The organism is Jatrophihabitans fulvus (genome assembly GCF_054781375.1).
The window spans coordinates 1-24547 of the sequence record NZ_BAAGUN010000003.1; the positions used below are offsets into that span (position 1 = coordinate 1).

Sequence of the window (24547 nt, forward strand, 5' to 3'; positions counted from 1 at the left end):
CACGAGTGGGCTTCACGAGTGGGCTTCACGAGTGGGCTTCACGAGTGGGCTTCACGAGTGGGCTTCACGAGTGGGCTTCACGAGTGGGCTTCACGAGGTCGGCCGCCGACGTTGAGGGCCTGGCGTCGCTGTGCCGTCGCCGGGCCATGAAGATCGCGTCCGGAGCCGGCCGCTCGCGCCGAGCGAGCCCTGAAGGGGTCTCGTGAATGGGTCTCGTGAAGCGGTCTCGTGAAGCGGTCTCGTGAAGGGGTCTCGTGAAGGGGTCTCGTGAAGGGGTCTCGTGAAGGGGTCTCGTGAAGGGTCCTCAATTGTTTTCGCGGAAGCTCCGCGACGCCGGCAGGCGTGCCGGCCCCCGGGCCGCCCGACGTCGTCGCCCTCGCGCGAGACAGGGACCCACCATCCCTGCCTCGGCGCACGCGGCGCGGGCACAGTCGAGGACATGACACAGACAGAAGACGTGACACAGACATCTGAACTGCCGGGCGGGACGTACCGCGTGGGCGACCTCGACCTCACCCGCGTCGGCTACGGCGCCATGCAACTGGCCGGACCCGGCGTGTTCGGCCCGCCGAAGGACCGGGACGCGGCGATCGCGGTGCTGCGCGAGGTGGTCGCGCTCGGCATCACCCACATCGACACGTCCGACTTCTACGGCCCGCACGTGACGAACGAGATCATTCGCGAGGCCCTGCACCCGTACCCGGAGACCCTGCACCTCGTCACCAAGGTCGGCGCGCGGCGCGACGAGCAGGGCAACTGGCCGCACGCCCGGTCGCCGCAGGAGCTCACCGACGCCGTCCACGACAACCTGCGCAACCTCGGCCTCGACGTGCTCGACGTCGTCAACCTGCGCATGGGCGCCCCCGAGGGACCCGAGCCGGGCTCCATCGCTCGGGAGTTCGAGACCCTCGCCGAACTGCAGCAGCAGGGCAAGATCCGCCATCTCGGCGTCAGCACGGTGAACGCCGACCAGGTCGCCGAGGCGCAGTCGATCGCGCCGGTGGTCTGCGTGCAGAACATGTACAACATCGCGCACCGCGAGGACGACGCGCTCGTCGACGACCTCGCCCGGCAGGGCATCGCCTACGTGCCCTACTTCCCGCTCGGCGGGTTCTCGCCGCTGCAGTCCGAGACCCTGGACGACATCGCCGCGCGTCTGGGCACGCGGCCCATGGCGGTGGCGCTCGCCTGGTTGCTGCAGCGCTCGCCCAACATCCTGCTGATCCCGGGCACGTCGTCGGTCGACCACCTGCACGAGAACGTCGCCGGCGCCGGCCTCGACCTGCCCGCCGAGGTGATCACCGAACTGGACGCCATCGGCGGGTAAGCACTGCCGCATGGGGTGCACCACGCTGTTGGCCGCCGTGCTGATGCTGGCCGTCCCCGCGTCGATCGCCCCGGCCAGTCCGGTCGGGGCGTTCGTCGTGCTGGCGCTGCTCACGGGCGGCGCGTGCGCGCTGGTGGCGTGGCGCCGTCCCGACGGGCGGACGCGGGTCTGGTACCGCCGCGTCCTCGGCGCGGCCGCGGTGTACGCGGTCGTCGTCGGCGTCATCGCTGCCGTCGTGTAGGGGCGAGGGCAGAATCGGGGGATGACCGACACCGACGGCGCCTCGAACCCCGACCCAGCCGACGTCATCGTGGTGGGGGCGGGCCTCGCCGGCCTGGTGGCCACCTACGAGCTCACGCAGGCGGGCCGGCGCGTGCTCGTGGTCGAGCAGGAGAACCGCGCCAACCTCGGCGGGCAGGCGTTCTGGTCGCTCGGCGGCCTGTTCCTCGTCGACACCCCCGAGCAGCGCCGCCTCGGCGTCGAGGACTCCCTCGAGCTCGCCCGCCAGGACTGGTTCGGCAGCGCCGGGTTCGACCGCCCGGTCGACTACTGGCCGCGCGAGTGGGCCGAGGCCTACCTGCGGTTCGCCGCGGGGGAGAAGCGGCAGTACCTGCACGACCTGGGCCTGCGCATCACGCCGGTGGTCGGGTGGGCCGAGCGCGGCGGGCACCTGGCCACCGGGCACGGCAACTCCGTGCCGCGTTTCCACCTGACGTGGGGCACCGGCCCGGAGGTCGTCCGCATCTTCGCCGAACCCGTCCTCGAGGCCGAGAAGCGCGGACTCGTCCGCTTCGCCTTCCGGCATCGCGTCGACGAGATCCTCGTCGAGGGCGACCGGGCCGTCGGCGTGCGTGGCGCGACGCTCGCCCCGGACGACGCCGAGCGCGGCGTCGCCTCCAACCGCGACGTCACGGGGGAGTTCGAGCACCGTGCCGCGGCCGTCGTCGTGACGAGCGGCGGCATCGGCCACAACCACGAGCTCATCCGGAAGAACTGGCCGGTGGACCGTCTCGGCAACCCGCCCGAGACGATGATCTCCGGCGTGCCCGCGCACGTCGACGGGCGCATGATCGCGATCAGCGAGAAGGCCGGCGCGCACGTGATCAACCGCGACCGCATGTGGCACTACACCGAGGGCATCAACAACTGGGACCCGATCTGGCCCGACCACGCGATCCGCATCATCCCCGGGCCGTCGTCGCTGTGGTTCGACGCCAACGGCGACCGCCTGCCGGCGCCGAACTTCCCCGGCTTCGACACCAACGGCACGCTCAAGGCGATCCTCGCGACCGGTTACGACTACTCGTGGTTCGTGCTCACGCAGACGATCATCGAGAAGGAGTTCGCGCTGTCGGGTTCGGAGCAGAACCCCGACATCACCGGCAAGGACCTGAGACTGACGCTGAAGACCCGCGTCAGCAAGGGAGCCGCCGCGCCGGTCGAGGCGTTCAAGGAGCACGGCGTCGACTTCGTGGTCGCCGACGACCTGGCCGGCCTCGTCGCGGGCATGAACAAGATCGCCCGCGGACCACAGCTGGACGCCGACCACCTCGAACGGCAGATCGTCGCGCGCGACCGCGAGCTGACGAACAAGTACGGCAAGGACCTGCAGGTCATGGCCATGGACAACGCCCGCCGCTACCTCGGCGACAAGGTGGCGCGGGTGGCCAAGCCGCACCGCATCCTCGACCCGGCGCACGGCCCGCTCATCGCCGTCCGGCTGAACATCCTCACCCGCAAGACGCTCGGCGGGCTGGAGACGAACCTCGACTCGCAGGTCATGCGCGAGGACGGGTCGGCCTTCCCCGGCCTGTACGCGGCCGGCGAGGTCGCCGGCTTCGGCGGTGGCGGCGTGCACGGGTACAACGCGCTCGAGGGCACGTTCCTCGGCGGCTGCATCTTCAGCGGACGGGCCGCCGGGCGCGCGCTCGCCCGGGACCTCGCGTGAGGCCGCTCGACCGGCCCGGACGGTTCCTCGACGTCACCGTCGACGGCGAGCGACGCCGGGTGCGGGTACGCGACGACGGTCCGCGCGACGCGCCCGTGCTGCTGATCGTCCACGGCTTCACGGGGTCGAGCGACTGGTGGGACGTGCCCGCGGCGGCCCTCGCGACCGACCACCGGGTCGTCCGCTTCGACTTGCTCGGACACGGCCTGACGGGCGGACGGTCGGCCGACGCCCCCGCCCAGACCGAGGTGGCCGTCGCCGTCCTCGACCGGCTCGGACTCCAGGACGTCACCGTCGCCGGGCACTCCTTCGGTGCCGACGTCGCCGCCGCGCTGGCCGAGACGGACGACCGCGTGGTCGCGGTCGCGCTCGTCTGCCAGGCCCCCGACTACTCGGACGCGACCCTGCCCCGCGGCAACCTGCTCATGACCCGCCGCGTCGTCGGACCCGCGCTGCTCGCCACCGGCCACGGGCTGGCGAGCGCGATCGGCGGGGTGTCGCGGGTGATCCGGCGCCCGTCCGACCCGCGCACGCAGCGGCTCGTCGGCCTGGCGATCGCCGACTTCCGCGCGGTCGACGTCGCGATGTTCGTGACGGTGCTGCGCACCCGTCCGGACCGGCTGGCGCAGCGTCCGCTCGACACCCAACTGCGGGCGGCGGGCAAACCCGCGCTCGTCGTGCTGGGCGGTCGCGACGGGTTCTACGGCGATCGCTCGGCGTCGCGGTACCGCGCGGCGGGGGCCCGCGTCGAGGTCGTGCCCGACAGCACGCACTCGATCCAGTACGAGCACCCGGACGTGATCACCCGGTTGTTGCGCGAGTTCGTGTCGTCGCGGGTAGGACGGTCGGCGTGACCGCCGCGATCGATCTGTTGCTGGACGCGTATGGACGGGTGCGCGAGCGCGTGCACGCCGTGCTCGAGGACGCCGACGAGACCGTGCTGACCGCGCGCCTCGATCCGGAGGCCAACACCGTCGGCTGGCTGGTCTGGCATCTGCTGCGCGTGCAGGACGACCACGTCGCCGGCGTCGCGGGCACCGAGCAGGTGTGGACGTCGAAGGGCTGGCACGAGCGGTTCGGGCTGCCGTTCGCGCCCGAGGCACATGGCTACGGGCACAGCAGCGACGACGTCGCGCAGGTGCGGGACGTGCCCGTGGCCGACTTCCGGGGCTACGCCGACGACGTGCTCGACGCGACGGAGGCGTACCTGCGGACGCTGCGCGACGACGACCTGGCGCGCGTCGTGGACGAGAACTGGGACCCGCCCGTGACCCTGGCGGTGCGGTTGATGAGCGTGGTCGACGACGATCTCGAGCACGCCGGGCAGGCGGCGTTCGTCAGAGGCGTGCTGCGGCGGCGGTGACGTGGTCGAGATCGGCCGGGCCCTCGTACCAGGCCGGCACCGGGTACCCGCGCATCCAGGGCAGCTGCTGCCAGCCGTCGGTGAAGCGGGTCGGTTCGTCGTTCCCGTGCCAGGCGAGCACGGCCCGCTCCCGCCCGTCGGCGTACATGACGGCGTGCGCCCCGTGATGTCCGGCGAGCAACTGGCACCGGCCGCCGGCCCCGGGCGCGCTGCCCGTGGGGGTGAGCAGGCCGGTGCTGCACCGCATGTCGACCGGGTTCGGCGCCGGCACCTCGATGCGGCGCTCCGGCATCGTCAGGCTCATGTCGATCACGTAACCGGTGTGCGCGACCGCCAAACCACCGGGTGGGGTCCACAGCGAACCCCTCTCCCGTCACAATGAGCACGCGCGAGCAGAAAGGAGCACCCGTGCTCGACGACATGCCCGACACGGCCGCCCGTCCCTCGGTCCTCACCGACGCCACCGGCGCCACCGACGCCACCGACGCGTCCGAGGACACCGTCGATCTCGGCGACCACCAGGAGACGTTCTCGCTCCTCGGCCAGCTCGCTCGTGCGCTGCACGTCACGTCCGACGAGCTGCAGCCCACGCTCGACGCGATCGTCCAGGCCGCGGTGCGAACGGTGCCCGGGACGGACGACGCGGGCCTCATCGTCGTCCGGCGCGGCGTGCTCGAGCCGGTGGCCACGACCGGCCCGAAGCCGTCCGTGCTCGACGAGCTGCAGCTGAAGGTGGGCGAGGGTCCCTGCTACGACGCGGCGTCGCTGCAGGAGGTCGTGGTCGTCGCCGACCTGCACCGCGACGGCCGATGGCCCACCCTGCAGCAGGCGGCCGCCGAGCTCGGCGTGGTCAGCATGGTGTGCCTGCCGCTGCGGGTGGGGGAGCGCACGACGGGCGCGCTGTCGTTGTACAGCGCGCGCGAGGCCGTGTTCGACGACGTCGAGCTCGAGTTCGTGAAGCTGTTCGCCACGATGGCGGCGCTCGCGTTGGCCGAGGCGCAGCGCGCCGCGCAGCTGCGCACCGCGATGACCAGCCGGGACGTGCTCGGGCAGGCCAAGGGCATCCTCATGGAACGACTGCGCATCGGCGCCGACGAGGCGTTCCGCCGGCTGTCGGAGGCCTCGCAGATCACCAACACGAAGGTCGCGACGGTGGCCGATCACCTCGTGCAGACGGGCGAACTGCTGGAGCCGGGCTCCCGCGCCCGCTGACCGGCTCGCACGGAAGTGCGAGTAAGGTCGGGTTAGGTCCAGCAGCGGCCGACCTGCAGATCGTCCGGAGTTACCCGTGTCGCTGACCCTTCCCGTCACCACCGCCAACGAGATCGTCCGATTCCTGCTCGACCGCATCGACGAGGACGACGACGAGTTGCGTCGCCTGAGCCGTCAGGACGCCAAGACCGACATCTCGGCCGACGGCCTGCGGGCCACCGAGCGACTGCGCGCGGAGATCATCGCCAAGCGCCACGTGATCGGCGACCTGCAGCAGCTGCTGGTGCTGCGCGACCTTCCCGCGGAGAAGACCGTGCGCGACGCCGCCATCCAGGCGCTGCGCGCGCTGGCCGCGCCGTACGCCGAGCACCGCAGCTACCGCAGCGAGTGGCGGGCGCCCAAACGCCGGTGATCACGGGGCCCCGGGCCGTTGCGGCCGGGGTCGTCCGCCGTTCTCACACCCCGGCCTCAGTGCGAACCCGCCAGCCGCATGGCGACAAGCCAGGTTGCGGGCCACATACTGGTCCGGATTGATGGTGCCAGCGGTCGTGACCCCGACGGCCGTTGCGTTCCGATGCCGACGAGCCATGCTCGGCCGACGACCGGGGTAATCCCGGTGCCCGCCAGCGCCGGGCTCGGAGGTGACTGGGGTTGGGGATGCCGATCGCCGCGACGGGAAGCGACGACAGGCAGGGTGCGGACCGCTTCGAGTACGCGACCACCGACCCGGACGCCGCCAAGGACTTCCTGGACAAGGTCTTCGCGCCGCACGAGCCGCAGATCACCGGGTCGGCGGAGAACTTCCGCTTCCGGGTCACGTCGGTGGCCCTGGACGGGTTCCGTATCCAGTCGCTCGAACACACCATGCGCACCCGCGCCACGGTGGTGCCCAGCGGTTCCGTCGCCGTGGCCCACCTGCTCAGCGGCAACCTCGAGATCTGCCACCGCGACCGCGAGACCGTCGTGCAGCGCGGTGAGAGCCACCTGGTGCAGGCGCACGCCGACGTCGACGCCGTCTGGGAGGACGTCCGGGTCGGCCTCGTGCGCTTCAGCCTCGGCGAGATCGAGACGATCGCCGCCGAGCAGTGGCACGTCGACCCTGCTTCGCTGCGCTTCCTGCAGTCGCGGCCGGTGAGTCCCGAGGCCGAGCGGTACTGGCAGGCGACCGTCCGCTTCGTGAACCGCGAGGTGCTGCCCAACCCGTACGCCGTGACCAGCCCGATCGTCCAGGGCTCGGTCGGGCGGCTCCTGGGCATCGCGCTGCTGCACGCCTTCCCCAACACCGCCACCTCGGGCGACTACGCCGTGGCCCCCAGCACCGAGTCCGTGCCGCCGGCGGCGCTGCGGCGCGCGGTCGACTTCATCCAGAGCCACGCGGGCGAGCCGATCACCATGAGCGACATCGCCGCGGCCGCCCGGGTCACGCCGCGCTCGCTGCAGCACGGCTTCCGGCGGTTGTGGAACACCACGCCGACGGCCTACCTGCGCTCGGTGCGACTCGAGCGGGCCCACCGGGAGCTGCAGGCGGCCGACCCGAGCCGGGGCGACACGGTCGCCGCCGTGGCCGCCCGCTGGGGGTTCGGCAACGTCGGACGGTTCGCCGCCCGCTACCGGGAGCGGTACGGCCACGCGCCGCACGAGGTCCTGCGGACGTAGCTCCCGTCCGGAAGACTTCCGGAAATTTCCCGCGTGTTCCGTATTGTCCGATTTCGACCAGGTATGGCAGGGTCTAGACCACTTCCCAGCCACCCCACTCGATCGGACGGGACACCGGATGAAGACCAAGCTCCTTGCGTTGGCCGCACTGGCCGCCGCCACCCTGACCGTCGGCGCGGGCGCGACCGCGCCCGCCGCCCAGGCCGCCCCGGCGAAGCCGAACATCATCGGCGGGTCCTCGGCGTCGGTGCCGTGGGAGGTGCAGCTGATCTTCGAGCAGGGCGGCGGCACCTACGGCTGCACCGGCGAGCAGCTCAACGCCAGCTGGGTGCTCACCGCGCTGCACTGCGCCGACGGCACCACGGCCATGGACGTCTACCAGAGCAACAGCACGACCAATCGCGGCCCGGCGCACGCCGTCGACGCGCTGTACTACGCGCCGAGCGGCGACATCGCTCTCGCACACCTCGCGTCGCCCGCGTCGCTGTCGAGCTACGCCCCGCTCAATCTGAGCTACGGCGCGCGCTCCTCGGGCACCGGCACCGTCATGGGGTACGGCGCCCGCGCCAACGGCGCCCAGTCGGACGGTCTGTACAAGGCGTCCGTCAGCCTGACCGGCGGCAGCACCGACGCCTACGGCGGCAACGCCCAGCACGTGACCGGCATCGACGGCGCGTCCAACCACGGTGACTCCGGCGGCGCGCTCGTCGTGAACGGCAGCGTCGTGGGCGTCTGCTCGACCGGCGACACCGCCGACCCCGGCTCGAACATCAACGCCGGCTCGAACTACGCGATCCTGAGCCAGAGCGGCAGCTGGATCTCGAGCACCGCGGGCGTCTGACCCGCACCGCGGTTCACTCCGCGAGCATCGTTCCCCGACAGCCGGCCGCCCCGCAGGAGCACGCGTACAGCGCGCGCTCCTCGGGGTCGGCCGGTTCGTCGATCACGAGGTTGTAGTCGATGAACAGCTCGTCCCCGGCGCGGATGTCGCGCACGGTGCGGACGAGCACCTGCTCGCCGTCGCTCTCGGTCTCGCAGTTCGGGTCGCACCCGTGGTTGATGAAGCGGGCGGTGTTGCCGTTGGCGCCGCCGTCGATCACGGTTCCGTCGCCCAGGTCGAAGTAGAACGTGTGGCCTGCCGTGCCGGCCGCCTCGTGGTCGGCGCACGCCTGCTCCCAGCTGATGCGCTCGCCCGCGTACTCGAGCAGCACCCGGTCGGCGGGCAGATCGGTCAGTGCGAAGACGCCGAGGCCGTGCACTCCGGAGTCGCGGACCTCCAGCGGCTCGAGGGTGCTGTCCGTGCTGCCGGCATCACGTCGTCGTCTCGTCACCCCTCGATCCAATCACCGACGCCGATCGTCCGGTGTGCCACGCTCGGCATCGTGCCCACGCTGACGAACGACGAACTGCTCACGACCACCCGCACCGTCCGCAAGCGGCTGGACCTCACCCGCCCCGTGCCGATGGCGCTCGTGCGCGAATGCCTGGAGATCGCGCTGCAGGCTCCGTCCGGCTCGAACCGGCAGGGCTGGCACTGGCTGGTCGTCACCGACCCCGAGAAGCGGCGGGCCGTCGGCGAGATCTACGGCGAGGTGACCCGCCGCTACCTCGCGTCGGGGGCGTCGGCCGCGAGCCTGCACCCGGGCGACGCCGAACGCCACGCGGTGCAGCAGCGGGTCGGCAGCAGTGCCGCCTGGCTCGGTGAGCACATGGGCGAGGTGCCGGTGCTCGTCATCGCCGCCATCGAGAGTCCCGAGCTGCCGCGCGGCAACCAGGCCGGTCTCTGGGGCTCGCTGCTGCCGGCCGTGTGGAGCTACGCGCTCGCCGCCCGCGCCCGGGGGCTCGGCACCGCGTGGACCACGCTGCACCTGCAGCGCGAGCGCGAGGTCGCCGACCTGCTCGGCGTGCCCGAGGGCGTGCACCAGGGGGCGCTGATCCCCACCGCGTTCTACACCGGGGAGACCTTCAAGCCGGCGCCGCGCGTGCCGCTCGACGAGGTCCTGCACGTCGACGGCTGGTGACAGACTCGGACCGGACGAGAGACGAGGAGAGGCATGGCGACGCGAGGATTCGTCGGACGGGCACGCAACGCACCGGACCGGCGCCTGCCCCCCGGGCAGTACGACGTGGGCGACGAGTGGCCGGTGCTCACGGCCGAGGCCACCCCGCGCTTCGACCCCGACCGCTGGACGATGACGGTCGACGGCCTGGTCGAGAACCCGCACACGTGGACGTGGGCGGACGTGCACGCGCTGCCGCCGTCGGAGTACCGCGGCGACATCCACTGCGTCACCACGTGGTCGAAGTTCGACACCCGCTTCGGCGGGGTGTCGGTCGACGTGCTGCTCGACGCGGTGCAACCCTCGCCCGGGGCCGCGTTCGTCCTCGCCACCTCGACCACCGGCTACACCACCAACCTGCCGCTGGAGCACGTGCGCGGCGGCAAGGCCTGGCTGGTCTGGACGTACGACGGTCGCCCGTTGCCGCGCGAGCACGGCGGGCCGGTGCGCCTGCTCGTGCCGCACCTGTACTTCTGGAAGAGCGCCAAGTGGGTCACGCAGCTGACCCTGCTCGAGCACGACCAGCAGGGATTCTGGGAGCGCAACGGCTACCACGACCTCGGCGATCCGTGGCAGGAACAGCGGTACCAGGGTGATTGAGTTCGGTTCTCCTACCGGCGGGTCGTCGCTGCCGCAGAGCGTGAAGCGGACGGCGACGGTCACCTCGGTGGCGCATCCGTCCGACCGCGCGGTCGTGCTGCGCCTCGCCGTGCCCGACCGCGTCGACCACCTGCCCGGCCAGCACTACGTCATCCGGCTCACCGCACCGGACGGCTACGTGGCGCAGCGGTCGTACTCCGTCGCGTCGGCGCCGTCGGACGACGAGGTCGAGTTCTGGATCGACCGGCTGCCCGACGGCGAGGTGTCGGGGTTCCTGGCCGACGTCGTCGAGGTCGGCGACCAGCTCGACGTCCGCGGGCCGATCGGCGGCTGGTTCGTCTGGGACGGCGTCACGCCGCTGCTCGGCGTCGCCGGCGGCTCGGGTGCGGTGCCGTTCGCCGCGATGCTGCGACACGCGCGCCACACGGGGACGACCGATCTCGTCCGTCTCGCGCTGTCGGCGCGCACCCGTGCCGGGCTCCCGTACGCGGACGAGTTCGAGGCAGCGGGCGCGCTCGTGCGATTGACCGCCGACGGCCACCGGTTCGCCGCGACCGACCTGCTCCCGCTGCGCGGGAGCGGGCAGACCCACCTGGTGTGCGGCTCGACGGCGTTCTCGTCCGCAGCCGTCGGCTGGCTGCAGGAGCTCGGTGTCGCGACGAACACCATCCGCGTCGAGAGCTTCGGCCCGTCCGGCTGACCGTCAGAGGGCGGCGGCCAATCGGTGGTACGCCGCGTTCCAGCGCAGCTCCTGCCGGAACCGGCGCGGGTCGGTGTCGGCGTCGATCATGGCCAGCTCGACTCCGGTCAGCTCGGCGAACTGGTCCGCGGTGGCGGCGTCGACCTGCGTGCTCAGCACCGTGTGGTGCGGACCCCCGGCGGTGAGCCAGCACTCCGCCGAGGTCGGCAGGTCGGGCTCGGGCTCCCACACCGCGGCCGCGACCGGCAGTGACGAGAGCTGCTCGTCCGGCGCGACGACCGTGATCGCGTTGCCGACGAGACGGAACCGTTCGCCGAGGTCGCACATGCCGACCACGACGGCCGGTCCCGGGGCGGCGGTGAAGCGCAACCGCACGGGGTCCTCGCGGTTGCCGATGCCGAGCGGGTGGATCTCGACCGACGGACGGCCGGCGGCGATGGTCGGGCAGACCTCGAGCATGTGGGCGCCGAGGATGCGCTGCGGGCCCGGGCCGAGGTGGTACGTGTAGTCCTCCATGAACGAGGTGCCGCCGGGCAGTCCCCGTCCGATGGTCTTCATCGTGCGCAGCAGCACGCTGGTCTTCCAGTCGCCCTCGCCGCCGAAGCCGTAGCCGTCGGCCATGAGCCGCTGCACGGCGAGACCGGGCAGCTGACGCAGGCCGCCGAGGTCCTCGAAGTTGGTGGTGAACGCGCGGAACCCACCGTCGTCGAGGAAGCCGCGCAGGCCGGCCTCGATGCGCGCCGCGTAGCGCAGCGACTCGTGCCGGTCGCCACCGGCGCGCAGCTCGGGAGCGACGTCGTAGACGTCGGCGTACTCGGCCACCAGCTTGTCGATCTCGGCCGGCTCGACGGCGTCGACCCGCGCCACGAGGTCGTTGACCGCGTACGTGTTGACCGAGACGCCGAACTTGCGCTGCGCCTCGACCTTGTCGCCCTCGGTGACGGCGACGTCGCGCATGTTGTCGCCGAAGCGGGCGAGCCGCAGCGAGCGCAGGTCGGCGATGCCGAGAGCGACCCGGGCCCAGCGTCCGACGGCGGTGCGGGTACGGGGGTCGGTGGCGTGGCCGGCCACGGTCACCCGCGGCACGTGCAACCGGGTCTGGATGTAACCGAACTCGCGGTCGCCGTGCGCGGCCTGGTTCAGGTTCATGAAGTCCATGTCGATGGTCGACCACGGCAGCGCCTGGTTGGCCTGCGTGTGCAGGTGCAGCAGCGGCTTGCGCAGTTCGTCGAGCCCGGCGATCCACATCTTGGCCGGGGAGAAGGTGTGCATCCACGCCACGACGCCGATGCAGTTCGGGTCGGCGTTGGCCGCGGTCATCACGGCCCGGATGCCGGCGTCACCGGTCAGCACGGGCTGCCACACGACCGGCAGTGGCACCTCCGACGCCTCGTCGAGATCGGCGGCGACCCGCTGCGACTGCTCGGCGACCTGCGCGAGCACGTCGTCGCCGTAGAGGCCCTGGCTGCCGGTGAGGAACCACAGGTGGGGGGCGTTGCTGGTCATGGGGAATCCCTCCCGGCTCAACGGCCGTAGACGTTCTGGTAGCGGTCGTACAACCGGTCGACGGCGGACGCCTCGATGGGCAGGGGAGTGCCGAGCTGGCGGGCGATGTGCACGGTGCGGGCGACGTCCTCGCACATCACGGCCGCCTTGACCGCCGCGCGGGCGTCGGGTCCGACGGTGAACACGCCGTGGTTGCGCATGAGCACGGCGGGGGACCGGGACCCGGCCAGCGTCTCGACGACGCCGCGTCCGATGCTGTCGTCACCGATGAGCGCGAACGGCCCCACCGGGATCGGGCCGCCGAACTCGTCGGCCATCGCGGTCAGCACGCACGGCACCTCCTCGCCCCGCGCGGCCCAGGCCGAGGCGTAGGTCGAGTGCGTGTGGACCTGTCCGCCCACGTCGGCACGGTGGCGGTACACGTACGCGTGCGCGGCCGTGTCGGACGAGGGCGAGCGGCTGCCGTCGACGAGGGTGCCGTCGAGGTCGCAGACGACCATCGCGTCGGCGTCCAGCTCGTCGTACGAGACACCGGACGGCTTGATGACGAACAGGTCCGCGCCGGGCACCCGGGCCGACACGTTGCCGGCGGTCCAGACGACGAGTTCGTAGCGGACGAGCTCGGCGTGCAGGGCGGCGACCTCGGCCCGCACCCGGTGCAGCACGTCCGCGTCGACGGTGGCGGTCACGCGTCCTCCGTGGGGTGGTCGGTCGACGCGGCGGCCGTGTCGGAGTACGCCTCGCGGCGCAGCCGGTGCAGGCGGTGCATGACGCCGTCGTCCGTCCGCCCGAAGTGGTCGGCGAGCGCGGCGTACTCCGCGTAGAGCAGGTCGTAGCGATCGGCAGCGCGTTCGTCCGGGATCCACGCCCCGGTACGCCGCCGGCCCATCGCGCGGGAGGCCGCGGCGATGTCGGGGTGCCCGCCGGCGGCGACGGCCGCGAACATCGCCGACCCGAGCGCGGGTCCCTGCTCGGACTCCAGCAGCGACAGCGGCATGCGCAGCACGTCGGCGTAGATCTGCATGACGAAGTCGCTCCTGGTCAGGCCGCCGGCGACGACGAACTCGGTGACCGGCACCCCGGCGTCGCGGAAGGTCTCGACGATGGCCCGGGTGCCGTAGGCGGTGGCCTCGACGAGCGCCCGGTAGACGTCCTCGGGCCTGGTCGCGAGGGTCTGCCCGACGACCAGGCCGGACAGTTCGTGATCGACGAGCGGCGAGCGGTTGCCCGAGTGCCAGTCGAGGGCCAGCAGCCCGTGCGCCCCGACCGGTTGGGCGCCGCCCAGCTCGGCGAGCAGGTCGTGCACGCTGCGTCCCTCGGCGGCGGCCCGTTCGACGTAGGCGGGCGGCACGCACTTCTCGACGAACCAGCCGAAGATGTCGCCGACGCCGCTCTGGCCGGCCTCGTACCCCCACAACCCGGGGACGACGCCGCCGGCGACGACGCCGCACATGCCGGGCACCTCGCGCAGCACGTCGGAGTTCAGGATGTGACACGTCGACGTGCCCATGATCGCCACGAGCCGGCCGGGCTCGACCGCCTGCGCCGCGGGGGCGGTGACGTGGGCGTCGACGTTGCCGACGGCCACGGCGATGCCCTCGGGCAGCCCGGTCCAGGCGGCGGCCTCGGCGCCGAGCCGGCCTGCCGCGGCACCGAGCTCGCCGATCGGGTGATCGAGCTTCTCGTCGACGAAGCCGGCGAAGCCCGGGTCGAGTTCGGCGAGGTAGTCACGCGAGGGGTAGACGCCGTCCTGGCGGATGCCCTTGTAGCCCGCGGTGCAGGCGTTGCGCACATATTCGCCGCACAGCTGCCAGACGATCCAGTCGGCGGCCTCGACCCAGTGCCGCATGGCGTCGTAGACCTCGCGGTCCTCGTCGTAGACCTGCAGCGCCTTCGCGAACTCCCACTCGGAGCTGATGAGCCCGCCGTAGCGCGGCAGCCACGGCTCGTCGCGCTTCGCGGCGAGCGCGTTGATGCGGTCGGCCTGCGGTTGCGCCGCGTGGTGCCGCCAGAGCTTGACGTACGCGTGCGGACGGTCGATGAAGGCGTCGAGCTCGCACAGCGGGGTGCCGTCGGCGGTCGTGGGCAGCACGGTGCAGGCGGTGAAGTCGGTGGCGATGCCGACGACGTCGCCCGGGTCGCAGCCCGCGGCGGCGAGCGCGGCCGGGACCGCCTGCTGCAGCACGTCGCGGTAGTCCTGCGGCACCTGCAGCGCCCAATCGGGCGGCAGCCGCCGGTCGCCGGACGGCAGCCGGTCGGTCAGCACGCCGTGGGCGTAGGGGTGGACGGCCGAGCCCAGCTCGGCGCCGTCGGCCACCCGCACCACGACGGCGCGGCCCGACAGCGTCCCGAAGTCGACGCCGACGGTCAGCGCGCCCGGACGTGCGCTCATGGTTGCGCCCTCACATTTCTGTTATCGCAAACAGTGGTCGCAGTCTAGGCGTGGGGCAGGGCCTGTCAAGGACGTCGCGCCATCCGTTCGCAACGGGCGATCCGGCGTAGCGACAGGCCTCTAGGGCGCGGGGGTGTCTCCAGAGGCCTCGAGGTACCGATGGTGTAACGAGCCCGAAACTTGTCCTTGACAACGGCCGCGCGGCGCTGGATGTTATCGCTCACCAACACCCAGGCACCGTCCGACGTCCGCCGCCGCGAGTGTGGCGACCAGAACCAGATGAGGACCATTCCATGATCAGGTTGTCCACGCGCGGTACCGCCTCGGCCTGCGCCGCGGTCGCCGCCCTCGCGCTCATGGCCGGCTGCACCACCGGCGACACCGGTGACGGCGGCGGCGGCAGCGGCAGTGCCGCGCCGTCCGGCTCGCAGGCGGCCCAGCAGTCGCTGGGCGCCTCGCAGAACGGCGTCCCCGCGGCGATCGTCGCCGCCGGCGGCACGCAGCTGCTCACCACCCCCAAGCCCGAGGGCGTCTCGGCGCAGTACGGGCCGATGTGCAAGGCGTCGCAGCTCGGCATCGGCAAGATCGACTTCAAGAAGGACACCATCGGCTGGGCGCAGTCGGAGAAGGAGGCGAACCCGTTCCGCATCGCCTCGACGAAGTCGCAGATCCAGGCCGCGAAGCAGAAGGGCTGGAAGCTGCTGACGACCAACGCGCAGTCGAACGTCCAGCAGGAGAACAGCGACATCAAGGGCATGATCGACAAGGGTGCGAAGGCGATCATCTTCTCGCCGATCAACTCGACCGGCCTCGGCGACGCCATCGCGTACGCCAAGAAGAAGAAGGTCGCGATGATCCCGGTCGACCGCAACATCACCGGCGTCAAGGGCTGCCAGAGCGTGGGCCCGCAGCTCGGCTCCGACTTCGTCGAGCAGGGCCGCCGCGCCGCCGACGCGATGATCAAGGCGACGGGCGGCAAGGCGAACCTGGCGATCCTGCTCGGCGCGTCGGGCGTCAACGTCACCGACGACCGCACCGCGGGCTTCCTCGACCAGCTCAAGGCGAAGAAGGCCAGCGGCATCAAGGTGATCTTCCAGCAGACCGCCGACTTCACCCGTGAGAAGGGCCAGAGCGTCACCGAGACGCTGCTGCGCGCCCACCCCGAGGTCGACGCGATCTACGCCGAGAACGACGAGATGGGCCTGGGCGCCCTCGCCGCGCTCGAGGACGCCGGCAAGGCCGGCACCGACAAGGTGCACATCGTCTCGATCGACGGCACCAAGGGTGCGGTCCAGGCGATCGTCGACGGCAACTTCGACGCCGTCATCGAGTCGAACCCGGCGTTCGGCCCCGCCGCGCAGGCCGCCCTCGTCGAGTACGTGAACGGCGACGGCGCCCCGGCTGTCACCATCACGACCGACAACCAGTACGACAGCAGCAACGCCAAGCAGGCCCTGGCCAGCGGCACCGCCTACTGACGGTCCGGCCCCACGGCCCCCCGACCCCGGCGCCGTCCCCACGGAAGCCGCGGGACCAGGAACCGCGCCGGCCCGGCTGCCCACGAGGCCCGGGCCGGCGCGCGTCCGATCGGCACGGCACGGCACGGCACGGCACGAGAGGAGCGAGACATGACGCGAGGTGTCACACCGGCACTGTCCGTCCGGGCGTTGAGCAAGAGCTTCGCCGGTGTGCAGGCGCTGCGGGAGGTCTCGCTCGACCTCCTGCCGGGCTCGGTGCACGCCCTGGTCGGGGAGAACGGCGCGGGCAAGTCGACGCTGATCAAGCTGGCCACCGGCGTGTACACGCCCGACTCCGGCACCGTCACCCTGGACGGCGCGGACGTCGAGTTCTCCTCGCCGCGCGCCGCGCAGCAGGCCGGGGTGGCGACCATCTACCAGGAGGTGCACCTCGCCCCGCAGCTCTCGGTCGCGCGCAACTTCTTCCTCGGACGCGAGCTGAGCCGGCTCGGCATGCTCGACCTGCGGCGCATGAACCAGCAGTCGTCCGAGCAGCTGGACCGACTCGGCATCGCCGTCGACGTCCGCCGCCCGCTGGGCGAGCTGGGCCTGGGCATCCAGCAGATGGTCGCGATCGCGCGGGCCGTGTCGACGGCGGCCCGCGTCGTGATCATGGACGAGCCCACGTCCTCGCTCGAACCCCGCGAGGTCGAGAAGCTGCTCGCCGTCGTCGACCTGCTCAGGGCCGACGGCGTCGCCGTGCTCTACGTGTCGCACAAGCTGGACGAGGTGTTCCGCGCGTGCGACACGATCACGGTGCTGCGCGACGGTGCGCTCGTCTGGAGCGGGCCGACCGCCGACACCAACCGCCGCCAACTCGTCTCGCGCATGCTCGGGCGCGACGCCGCCGAACTCGACGACGGCCACCTGACCCGGCTGGCCGGGCGTCCGCCGGTCGCCGACGCGCCACCGGTGCTCGAGGCGAACCACCTGAGCCGCAAGCTCGTGCTCGACGACGTGTCGGTCCGGGTGCGTCCGGGAGAGGTCGTCGGCCTGGCGGGGCTGCTCGGCTCGGGCCGGTCCGAGACCGCGCGCGCCCTGTTCGGGGCCCTGCCGCTCGACTCCGGCACGATCACGATCGACGGACGGCCGGTGGGCCGGCAGACCCCCGCGTCCCGGCTGCGGCGCGGGGTGGCGTTCCTGCCCGAGGACCGCAAGGCCGACGGGATCATCCCCGACCTGTCCATCCGCGACAACATCGGTCTGGCCGCCCTGCCCCAGCTGACCCGCGCCGGGTTCGTGAGCCGTTCGAAGCTCGACCAGATCGTCGACGTCTTCTTCCGTCGCTTGCGCATCAAGGCCTCGAGCCCGCGCCAGAAGGTGTCCGAGCTGTCGGGCGGCAACCAGCAGAAGGTGCTGCTGGCCCGGCTGCTGTGCCTGAACCCGAAGGTGCTGTTGCTCGACGAGCCGACCCGCGGCATCGACGTCGGCGCGAAGGCCGAGGTCCAGGGCCTGGTCGCCGAGCTCGCCGAGAAGGGCATGGCCGTCGTGCTCATCAGCTCGGAGCTGGAGGAGGTCGTCGAGGGCAGCGACAGCGTCGTCGTGCTGCGCGACGGCGCCCAGCTCGCGTCCCTGTTCGGTGACGACATCACGGAGGACCACATCATGGACACCATCGCGGGCGCCGCCGCCGAGAGCGCACCCGCCGGCGCGGCCGAGGTGGCGCGGTGACCCCGGCCGAGGCGACCGGCTCGCTGACCAAGGCCACGACGGCGCCGCCGGCCGCGCCGGACGGCGGTGCGGCACCGCCGTCCCGCCGGGTGTCCGTCGGGTCGGTCGCCACCTGGCTCCGCGACCGCGGCGTCTACGTCGCGCTCGCGCTGCTCGTGCTGTTCAACGTCGTCGCCACCAACAACTTCGTCACCCTCGAGACCATCCAGCTGCTCGCGGTGCAGGTGACCGTCGTCGCCATGGTGTCGCTGGGCATGGCCCTGGTCATCGGCACCGGTGGCGTCGACCTGTCGGTCGGCGCGGTCATGGCGATCGCCGCCGCGATGACCGCCAAGGCGTTCACGCCCGACGGGTTCGGCCTGCCGATCGGTGTGGCCATCGTAATGGCGGTGGTGCTGGCCACTGCGGTGGGGGCGTTCAACGGTCTCGTGGTGGCCGTCGGACGGGTGCAGCCGATCGTCGCGACACTGGCGATGCTCGTCGGCGGTCGCGGCATCGCGCTGGTCATCACCGGCGGCGCGCTGGTCGAGCTGTTCCCGCCGTTCTTCGGCACCATCCGCGAGTCGAAGTTCCTCGCCCTGCCGGACATCTTCTGGCTGGTCGTGGTCCTGGCCGTGCTCGCAGCCGTGCTGCTGCGCCGCACCGCGTTCGGCTTCCGGTTGCTCGCGGTCGGCGGCAACCTGCGGGCCAGCCGGCTCGCCGGTGTGCCCGTGCGCCGCACGCTCGTCACCGTCTACGCGATCTCGGGACTGCTCGCGGGTCTCGCGGGGGTCATCAGCACCGCGCGCATCCGCGCGGCCGACCCGTCGTATGTCGGTTTGAACATCGAACTGACTGCCATCACCGCGGTGGTCATCGGCGGCACCCTGCTGACCGGCGGGCGGGTGCGGGTACTCGGCACCATGGCGGGCGCGCTGCTCATCCAGGTGCTCGAGAACACGCTGGTCTCGCACGGCATCCGCGACTCCGTCGCGCGCATCGTCGAGGCCCTGATCATCATCGCGGCCGTGCTGCTGCAGCGTCCCTGGAGGAACCGATGACCGAGATGCGCCCGGTGGAGCTCGACGGCGACCGGCCGGTCACCACCCCCGCCGACAACGGCGGACGCGAGGCGGCGCTCGCCCGCGGCCGCAGCGTCACGTCCCTGTTGCTGCGCAACGGCGCGGTGGTCGCCCTGGCGGTCGTCGTCGTGCTGGGCGTGGTGATCGTGCCGACGTTCGGCTCGGCCGACAACTTCCGCAACGTGGCGCTGGCGGCGTCGTTCCTGGCCATCATCGCGGCCGGGATGACGTTCGTGATCATCAGCGGCGGCATCGACCTGTCGGTCGGGTCGACCTACGCGCTCGCGGTGATCCTGAGCGCGCAATATTCGATCTACGGCTCGGCTACGGCGATCCTCGTCCCACTGCTCGCCTGCGCGTTCGTCGGCCTCGTGCAGGGCCTGATCATCAGCTACACGCGGCTGCCCGCCTTCATCGTCACGCTGGCCGGTCTCGGCGGGGTGCGCGGCATCGTCTTCTTCATCACCGACGAGGGCAACGCCGTGCCGCGCGTGCCGGGCGACAAGGCGTTCGAGGCGCTGGGCACCGGTGCGCTGGCCACCATCGGCACGCCGGTGTGGATCGCACTCGTCGTGTTCGGCCTCGGCTGGGTGCTGCTCAACCGCACCGCGTTCGGCCAGAACATCCAGGCCATCGGCGGCAACCAGCCGGCGGCCGAGCTCATGGGCCTGCCGGTGCGGCGCTCGACCACGCTCGTCTACGTCATCAGCGGCGTGTGCGCGGCACTGGCCGGCATCCTCACCACCGCGCAGAGCGGCGGCGGTCAGGAGGCCCGCATCGGTGACTCCTACGAGCTGCAGGCGATCGCGGCCGTGGTCATCGGCGGCACGCTGCTCGCCGGCGGCGTCGGGTCCATCCTGGGCACGCTCGCGGGCATCAGCCTGCTGTTCGTGATCCAGAACCTGATCGTGCAGGGCGCGAACCTGAACTCCTACGTGCAGCAGGTGGTGTCGGGTGCGTTCCTGCTCGCCGTGGTGGTCGTGCAGGCGACGATCAGCAGGCGGACGGCGCCGCCGGGCACCTAGGGTGTGTGCTGACGATGCCCGGCGCTCGAGGCCCGCGGCACGAGCGTCGCCGGGATCAGCACCGAACGCACCGGCGCACCGGGCGTCTCGATCTGCTCGATGAGCAGTTCGAGACCCGCCCGTCCGACGGCGGCGAAGTCCTGGTGCACGGTGGTGAGGGGCGGCGCGTAGAACGCCGACTCGGGCACGTCGTCGAAGCCGACCAGGCGCACGTCCTCCGGCACCCGCCGGCCGTGCTCGCGCAGCGCCCGGGCCACGCCGAGCGCCATGTGGTCGTTGGCGGCGAAGATCGCGTCGCAGTCGGGGATGCGGGCCAGCATGCGTCCCGCCTCGTAGCCGGACGCCGGGCTCCAGTCGCCCCGGGCCACGGGCGGCGCCTCGGCACCCGCCTTCTCGAGGGTGTCGCGCCACCCCGCCTCGCGGGCCCGGCTGTCGTTCCAGTCGGCCGGGCCGGCGACGTGCCACACCGTGTCGTGCCCGGCGGCGAGCAGGTGCTCGGTGGCCAGCACGGCGCCGCCGTACTGGTCGACGTTCACCGAGGCGCCGCGCGCGTCGGGCAGGCCGTCGACGGTGACCAGCGGGGTGCCGCCGGGCAGCAGCGTCGAGGCGGTGGCCACCGCGGAGTCGAGGGGGAGCACGGCGAGCAGACCTGCGACGCCCTGGCCGAGCAACCGGTCGATCGACTCGCCGACCGCGGCCTCGTCGAAGTCGACGAGGTGGTCGACCGAGAACGACATCGAGGCGGCGCGGGCGGCCCGGCTCAGGCCGTCGACCATCGACGACGGTCCGTAGAGCATCGAGCTCGGCGCGATCACACCGATGACGTTGCTGCGTCCGGTGGCCAGCAACCGGGCGGACATGTTGCGCCGGTAGCCCAGGTCGATGATCGCCTGCTTCACCTTGGCGCGTGTCGCGGGCGACACGTGCGGGTGATCGTTGAGCACCCGCGAGACAGTCTGTGCCGAGACCCCGGCGCGCGCGGCGACGTCCTGCAGGGCGGGGGGCCGGTTCACCGGGTCAGGATAGCCACGTTGTGACGAGTTGGGAGCGTTGGACAAATCATGTCGGAATTCGACAACGGCGGACCGGTGCCGCCGCAGGTGATCGGCCTGGAGGCACACGGCCACCGGGCCCACGTCGGCCTGCAGGGAGCCGCGCTGCACGCGCTGTGGCACGACGGCCGGCGCCTCGTGCACCGCGCGCCGGGACGCGTGCCGGTGCCCCCGTTCGCCGGCGCCGCGCTCGCGCCGTGGCCAAACCGCATCGCCGGCGGCCGCTACGACTTCGGCGGTGAGACGCACCAGCTGCCGGTGACCGAGGTCGCCACCGACACCGCGCTGCACGGCCTCGCGTTGTGGGAGCGGTGGGACGTCGTGGCGTGCGAGCCGGCGTCGGTCACCCTCGGGTACACGATCCTGCCGCGGCCGGGCTACCCGTTCACCGTCGAGGTCCGCGCCAAGTACACCCTCACGACAGACGGGCTGACGGTCGGGCTGGCCGCCCGCAACGCGGGCCCGGACGCCGCGCCCGTGGGCCTGTCGACCCACCCGTACCTGACCGTCGGCGACGGCAGCCGGCTCGACGACTGGACGCTCGAGCTGCCCTGCGAGCGCGTGGTGCTCACCGACGAGCGGCTGCTGCCGCGCGAGGTGGTGCCGGTCGCCGACGCGGGCCTCGACTTCCGGGTCCCCGTCCGCCTCGGCGACACCTCGCTCGACCACGCGTTCGGCGGCGTGACGTTCGCCGACGGCCACGCGGCGGCCACGCTCACCGGCCCGGACGGCCGCGGCGTGCGGGTCGGGTGGGACACCCGCTGCGACTGGGTGCAGGTCTACACGCTGCACGCCCCGGGCGACCCGATGCACCGGCGCGCGGTCGCGCTCGAACCCATGACGTGCGCGCCGGACGCGTTCAACTCCGGCGCCGGCCTCGTCGTGCTCGACCCGGGCGACTCGATGTCGATGGCGGCGACGATCGGCGCCGTCTGACGGACCGGTCGGGCGGTGCGCTACGTCTCCAGCTCGAACCACACGGTCTTGCCGGGCTCGCTCTCGTGCGGAAGCACACCCCACTGCGACGACACCCGGTCGACGATGAGCAGGCCGCGCCCGCCCGGGGCGTTCTCACCCGGATCGAGCGGCCGGGTGGGCGGCAGCGAGGGTCCGCGGTCGCTGACCTGCACGCCCAGGCGCGGCGGGTCGAGGCGCAGGCGCACGGTGATGGCCGGCAGGCCGTGACGCACGGCGTTGGTCACCAGCTCGCTGACGAGCAACTCGGCATCGGCGACGACCTCGGCGGGCAGGTCGTCGGCGTGCTCGTCGACGAAGCGCCGGGCTATGACGGGGGCCGTGCTCGTGGCGTCGAGCTCGATGCTCACGTCCTGGGGTTGTTCCACCTCCACGGTGTGCCCACGCCACACGACCGGGGCGTCACCGGGGCGGCTGTGCTTCGCCCGGCGGACGATCACGGTGCCGCAGCCGGACGGCGAGCAGCGCGACGTCGTCCTGGGGCGCGTCGGGCATCAGGCCCGCGAGCAGCCGGTCGCACAGGGCGGACAGGTCGAGGCGGCCGGCGAGCAGTTCCGCGGACAGCTGCGCCACGGCGTCACGCAACCGGCCGAGACCGTCCTCCATGTCCTCGTCGCGGCGCTCGACGAGGCCGTCGGTGTACAGCAGCACCACCGAGCCGGGCGCGAGCAGGCGTTCGCTCTGAGTGCGCGCGGCGTCGGCGCGGAACCCGAGCAGCAGCTCCGGCCGCGGGGTCTCGAGCCACTCGACCCGGCCGTCGGCGGTGACGAGCAGCGGTTCGAGGTGCCCGGCGTTGGACCAGCGCAGCCGGGTGTTGCCGTCGTCCAGGTGGTCGAGCCGGGCGACGATCGCCGTCGCCGTGGCGGGGAACCGGAAGGACTGCATGGTGTGATCGACCCCGCGCAGGATGGCCGCGGGCCCGGCACCGGAGACGGCGATGCCGCGCAGCACCGAGCGCAGCTGGCCCATCGTGGCGGCGGCGGCGACGTCGTGGCCGCTCACGTCGCCGATCGTCACCACCGTCGCGCCGTCGTCCTGGACGAACGCGTCGTACCAGTCGCCGCCGATCTGCGCCCCCTGCGCGGCGGGGGAGTAGCGGACCACGATCTCGCTGTGCTCGGGCTCGACGGGCGCCGACAGCATCGAGCGCTGCAGCGTCTCGGCCAGCTCACGTTGCTGGCGGTACAGCCGGGCGTTGTCGAGCACGAGCCCGGCGCGCGCGGCGACGTGGTGGGCGCTGACCACGTCGGCGGCCGCGAAGTCGCCGCGGTCGGCCCCGTTCGCGAGACTGACCATGCCCACCGGCCCGGCCGGCCCGGTGAGCGGCAGGATCAGCACGGCGTCCGGGGCGAGCCGGTCGAGCAGGTCGCGCGCGCGGGTGGGGCCGAACATGCGGCGGACCTGCGCGGTCGCGTCGCGGGGGATGTGCTGCGGACGGCCGGTCTCGACGACGGTCACCACGACGTCGTCGTCCGCGAGCTCGTCCAGGCGCGAGGTGGCGTACTCCGCGGCGACCGGCTGCAGGGCGGGGTCGCGGTGCCGCACGCCGATGGCCCGCAGCCCGTCGCGGCTGCCGGGCGAGGCCATGTCGTCGACGAGGGTCACGACGCACCAGTCGCACAACGTGGGTACGAGGAGCCCGGCGAGACGTGCGGCGGCCTCGCGGTGGTCGAGGGTGCCGACCAGGTCGATGGTGATGCGGCTGAGCAGGTCCGCGCGCTCCGCGGCGTTCGCCGCCTCCTGTTGCACGCGGCGGCGGGTGGTGACGTCGACGAAGTAGACCGCGAGCCCGTCCGGGGTGCGCGAGGCCCGCACCTCGTACCAGGCGTCGAGCGGCTCCGGGTAGTAGGCGTCGAAGGTGACCGCCTCGCCGGTGTCCATGACCTGCCGGTAGTGGGTCTCGAAGTCCGATCCGTTCGCGGCGGGGAACAGGTCCCAGATCACGCCACCCAGCAGGTCGTCCCGGGTGCGGTCGAGCAGCTTGGTCGCCTCGGCGTTGACGTAACGGAAGCGCCAGTCGGTGTCGAGGGAGAAGAACGCGGTGGTCATCGATTCGAGCACCGCTGCGACCTGCGCCTCGGCGGCGCGGCGGTCGGTGGTGTCGTACGCCGCGCCGATGAGGCGGACGGCGGTGCCGTCGGGTCCGGGCAGTGCCTCGCCGCGGGCGCCGATCCAGCGCTGGCTGCCGTCGGGCAGCAGCAGCCGGTATTCGGCGTCGAACACCCCGACCGCGGCGATCGCCCGGTCGAGGTCGGCGGTGATGCGGGGCAGGTCGTCCGGGTGCAGGCGGGCGTTGAACGCCTCGATCGACTCGGTGAACGTCTGGGGGTCGTAGTCGAACAGCGTCATCAGCCGTTCGTCCCAGACGAGCCGTCCGCTGACGAGATCCCAGTCGAAGGTGCCGATGCCCGCGGCGTCGAGCGCCAGCTCGTACAGCGCGATCGGTCTGTGCGGTGGCGGCACGTCACCACCTTCGGGTCGG

25 protein-coding genes are annotated in these 24547 nt (G+C 72.4%); 17 read left to right on the forward strand and 8 right to left on the reverse strand.

What is annotated here, in order from left to right; genetic code table 11:
• Nucleotides 1-439: 439 nt before the first annotated feature.
• From ACYVP9_RS11885 to ACYVP9_RS11905, 5 genes are read left to right on the forward strand one after another with little or no spacing between them, the layout of a single operon-like run.
• Nucleotides 440-1327 carry an aldo/keto reductase family oxidoreductase gene (locus ACYVP9_RS11885; RefSeq protein ID WP_460605076.1) on the forward strand — a complete coding sequence of 296 codons (888 nt, stop codon included), beginning with the start codon at nucleotides 440-442 and terminating at the stop codon, nucleotides 1325-1327.
• Between the two features lie 10 nt (nucleotides 1328-1337).
• The gene (locus ACYVP9_RS11890) at nucleotides 1338-1568 is read left to right on the forward strand and encodes a hypothetical protein (RefSeq protein ID WP_460605077.1); all 231 of its coding nucleotides are present in this window, start codon (nucleotides 1338-1340) and stop codon (nucleotides 1566-1568) included.
• Between the two features lie 21 nt (nucleotides 1569-1589).
• Nucleotides 1590-3275 (forward strand): FAD-binding dehydrogenase, encoded by a 1686-nt coding sequence (locus ACYVP9_RS11895; RefSeq protein WP_460605078.1) that lies wholly within the window; start codon nucleotides 1590-1592, stop codon nucleotides 3273-3275.
• The gene (locus ACYVP9_RS11900) at nucleotides 3272-4129 is read left to right on the forward strand and encodes an alpha/beta fold hydrolase (RefSeq protein WP_460605079.1); all 858 of its coding nucleotides are present in this window, start codon (nucleotides 3272-3274) and stop codon (nucleotides 4127-4129) included. The genes ACYVP9_RS11895 and ACYVP9_RS11900 overlap by 4 nt, the downstream gene beginning before the upstream one ends.
• Nucleotides 4126-4638: a DinB family protein gene (locus ACYVP9_RS11905; protein WP_460605080.1), complete on the forward strand. Its 513-nt coding sequence runs from the start codon at nucleotides 4126-4128 to the stop codon at nucleotides 4636-4638. The genes ACYVP9_RS11900 and ACYVP9_RS11905 overlap by 4 nt, the downstream gene beginning before the upstream one ends.
• Here ACYVP9_RS11905 and ACYVP9_RS11910 read toward each other — a convergent pair.
• The gene (locus tag ACYVP9_RS11910; RefSeq protein WP_460605081.1) at nucleotides 4613-4951 is read right to left on the reverse strand and encodes a hypothetical protein; all 339 of its coding nucleotides are present in this window, start codon (nucleotides 4949-4951) and stop codon (nucleotides 4613-4615) included. The genes ACYVP9_RS11905 and ACYVP9_RS11910 overlap by 26 nt on opposite strands.
• A gap of 95 nt (nucleotides 4952-5046) precedes the next feature.
• On the opposite strand from ACYVP9_RS11910, the gene ACYVP9_RS11915 reads away from it, so the two are divergent.
• The 4 genes from ACYVP9_RS11915 (at nucleotide 5047) to ACYVP9_RS11930 (ending at nucleotide 8347) form a co-directional block, all read left to right on the forward strand.
• The gene (locus tag ACYVP9_RS11915) at nucleotides 5047-5850 is read left to right on the forward strand and encodes an ANTAR domain-containing protein (protein ID WP_460605082.1); all 804 of its coding nucleotides are present in this window, start codon (nucleotides 5047-5049) and stop codon (nucleotides 5848-5850) included.
• 76 nt (nucleotides 5851-5926) lie between these two features.
• On the forward strand, nucleotides 5927-6262 hold the full coding sequence (locus ACYVP9_RS11920; RefSeq protein WP_460605083.1) for a DUF6221 family protein: 336 nt from the start codon (nucleotides 5927-5929) through the stop codon (nucleotides 6260-6262).
• A gap of 245 nt (nucleotides 6263-6507) precedes the next feature.
• The gene (locus tag ACYVP9_RS11925; RefSeq protein WP_460605084.1) at nucleotides 6508-7506 is read left to right on the forward strand and encodes a helix-turn-helix transcriptional regulator; all 999 of its coding nucleotides are present in this window, start codon (nucleotides 6508-6510) and stop codon (nucleotides 7504-7506) included.
• Nucleotides 7507-7624: 118 nt separating this feature from the next.
• Nucleotides 7625-8347, forward strand: a complete 723-nt coding sequence (locus ACYVP9_RS11930) for a S1 family peptidase (RefSeq protein ID WP_460605085.1) — start codon at nucleotides 7625-7627, stop codon at nucleotides 8345-8347.
• Nucleotides 8348-8360: 13 nt separating this feature from the next.
• Here ACYVP9_RS11930 and ACYVP9_RS11935 read toward each other — a convergent pair whose 3' ends face one another.
• Nucleotides 8361-8837: an SET domain-containing protein gene (locus ACYVP9_RS11935; RefSeq protein WP_460605086.1), complete on the reverse strand. Its 477-nt coding sequence runs from the start codon at nucleotides 8835-8837 to the stop codon at nucleotides 8361-8363.
• A gap of 60 nt (nucleotides 8838-8897) precedes the next feature.
• Between ACYVP9_RS11935 and ACYVP9_RS11940 the strand changes: the two genes are divergently transcribed.
• Genes ACYVP9_RS11940 through ACYVP9_RS11950 form a run of 3 tightly spaced genes read left to right on the forward strand, consistent with a single transcriptional unit; the run spans nucleotide 8898 to nucleotide 10866 of the window.
• Complete coding sequence (locus tag ACYVP9_RS11940; RefSeq protein WP_460605519.1) at nucleotides 8898-9527, forward strand: nitroreductase family protein; 630 nt, start codon at nucleotides 8898-8900, stop codon at nucleotides 9525-9527.
• Nucleotides 9528-9560: 33 nt separating this feature from the next.
• Nucleotides 9561-10166 (forward strand): sulfite oxidase-like oxidoreductase, encoded by a 606-nt coding sequence (locus ACYVP9_RS11945; protein WP_460605087.1) that lies wholly within the window; start codon nucleotides 9561-9563, stop codon nucleotides 10164-10166.
• Nucleotides 10159-10866, forward strand: coding sequence for a ferredoxin reductase domain-containing protein (locus ACYVP9_RS11950; protein WP_460605088.1), 708 nt, complete (start codon nucleotides 10159-10161; stop codon nucleotides 10864-10866). Before ACYVP9_RS11945 ends, ACYVP9_RS11950 begins: the two co-directional genes overlap by 8 nt.
• A 3-nt stretch (nucleotides 10867-10869) precedes the next feature.
• Here ACYVP9_RS11950 and araA read toward each other — a convergent pair whose 3' ends face one another.
• From araA to araB, 3 genes are read right to left on the reverse strand one after another with little or no spacing between them, the layout of a single operon-like run.
• Nucleotides 10870-12372, reverse strand: coding sequence for an L-arabinose isomerase (gene araA / locus ACYVP9_RS11955; RefSeq protein WP_460605089.1), 1503 nt, complete (start codon nucleotides 12370-12372; stop codon nucleotides 10870-10872).
• Nucleotides 12373-12389: 17 nt separating this feature from the next.
• A complete protein-coding gene (locus ACYVP9_RS11960; protein WP_460605090.1) occupies nucleotides 12390-13061 on the reverse strand; it encodes an L-ribulose-5-phosphate 4-epimerase in 672 nt (223 codons plus the stop codon).
• Nucleotides 13058-14764, reverse strand: a complete 1707-nt coding sequence (gene araB / locus ACYVP9_RS11965; RefSeq protein ID WP_460605091.1) for a ribulokinase — start codon at nucleotides 14762-14764, stop codon at nucleotides 13058-13060. Before araB ends, ACYVP9_RS11960 begins: the two co-directional genes overlap by 4 nt.
• Before the next feature lie 293 nt (nucleotides 14765-15057).
• Here araB and ACYVP9_RS11970 point away from each other — a divergent pair, with 293 nt between their 5' ends.
• From ACYVP9_RS11970 to ACYVP9_RS11985, 4 genes are all read left to right on the forward strand, one after another.
• Nucleotides 15058-16242: a type 1 periplasmic-binding domain-containing protein gene (locus tag ACYVP9_RS11970; protein WP_460605092.1), complete on the forward strand. Its 1185-nt coding sequence runs from the start codon at nucleotides 15058-15060 to the stop codon at nucleotides 16240-16242.
• 150 nt (nucleotides 16243-16392) lie between these two features.
• Complete coding sequence (locus ACYVP9_RS11975) at nucleotides 16393-17952, forward strand: sugar ABC transporter ATP-binding protein (RefSeq protein ID WP_460605093.1); 1560 nt, start codon at nucleotides 16393-16395, stop codon at nucleotides 17950-17952.
• Complete coding sequence (locus ACYVP9_RS11980; protein ID WP_460605094.1) at nucleotides 17949-18992, forward strand: ABC transporter permease; 1044 nt, start codon at nucleotides 17949-17951, stop codon at nucleotides 18990-18992. The genes ACYVP9_RS11975 and ACYVP9_RS11980 overlap by 4 nt, the downstream gene beginning before the upstream one ends.
• Nucleotides 18989-20038: an ABC transporter permease gene (locus ACYVP9_RS11985; protein ID WP_460605095.1), complete on the forward strand. Its 1050-nt coding sequence runs from the start codon at nucleotides 18989-18991 to the stop codon at nucleotides 20036-20038. The genes ACYVP9_RS11980 and ACYVP9_RS11985 overlap by 4 nt, the downstream gene beginning before the upstream one ends.
• On the opposite strand, the gene ACYVP9_RS11990 is transcribed toward ACYVP9_RS11985, so the two are convergent.
• Entirely contained in the window at nucleotides 20035-21051 is a 1017-nt protein-coding gene (locus ACYVP9_RS11990; protein WP_460605096.1) for a LacI family DNA-binding transcriptional regulator, read from the reverse strand. The two genes, ACYVP9_RS11985 and ACYVP9_RS11990, sit on opposite strands and share 4 nt — an antisense overlap.
• Nucleotides 21052-21099: 48 nt before the next feature.
• Here ACYVP9_RS11990 and ACYVP9_RS11995 point away from each other — a divergent pair, with 48 nt between their 5' ends.
• A complete protein-coding gene (locus ACYVP9_RS11995) occupies nucleotides 21100-22026 on the forward strand; it encodes an aldose 1-epimerase family protein (protein WP_460605098.1) in 927 nt (308 codons plus the stop codon).
• A 20-nt stretch (nucleotides 22027-22046) separates the two neighbouring features.
• Here the strand turns inward: ACYVP9_RS11995 and ACYVP9_RS12000 are convergent, their stop codons facing one another.
• Both ACYVP9_RS12000 and ACYVP9_RS12005 read right to left on the reverse strand, forming a co-directional pair.
• A complete protein-coding gene (locus ACYVP9_RS12000) occupies nucleotides 22047-22433 on the reverse strand; it encodes an ATP-binding protein (RefSeq protein WP_460605099.1) in 387 nt (128 codons plus the stop codon).
• Between the two features lie 34 nt (nucleotides 22434-22467).
• A complete protein-coding gene (locus tag ACYVP9_RS12005; protein ID WP_460605100.1) occupies nucleotides 22468-24528 on the reverse strand; it encodes a SpoIIE family protein phosphatase in 2061 nt (686 codons plus the stop codon).
• Nucleotides 24529-24547 lie beyond the last annotated feature (19 nt).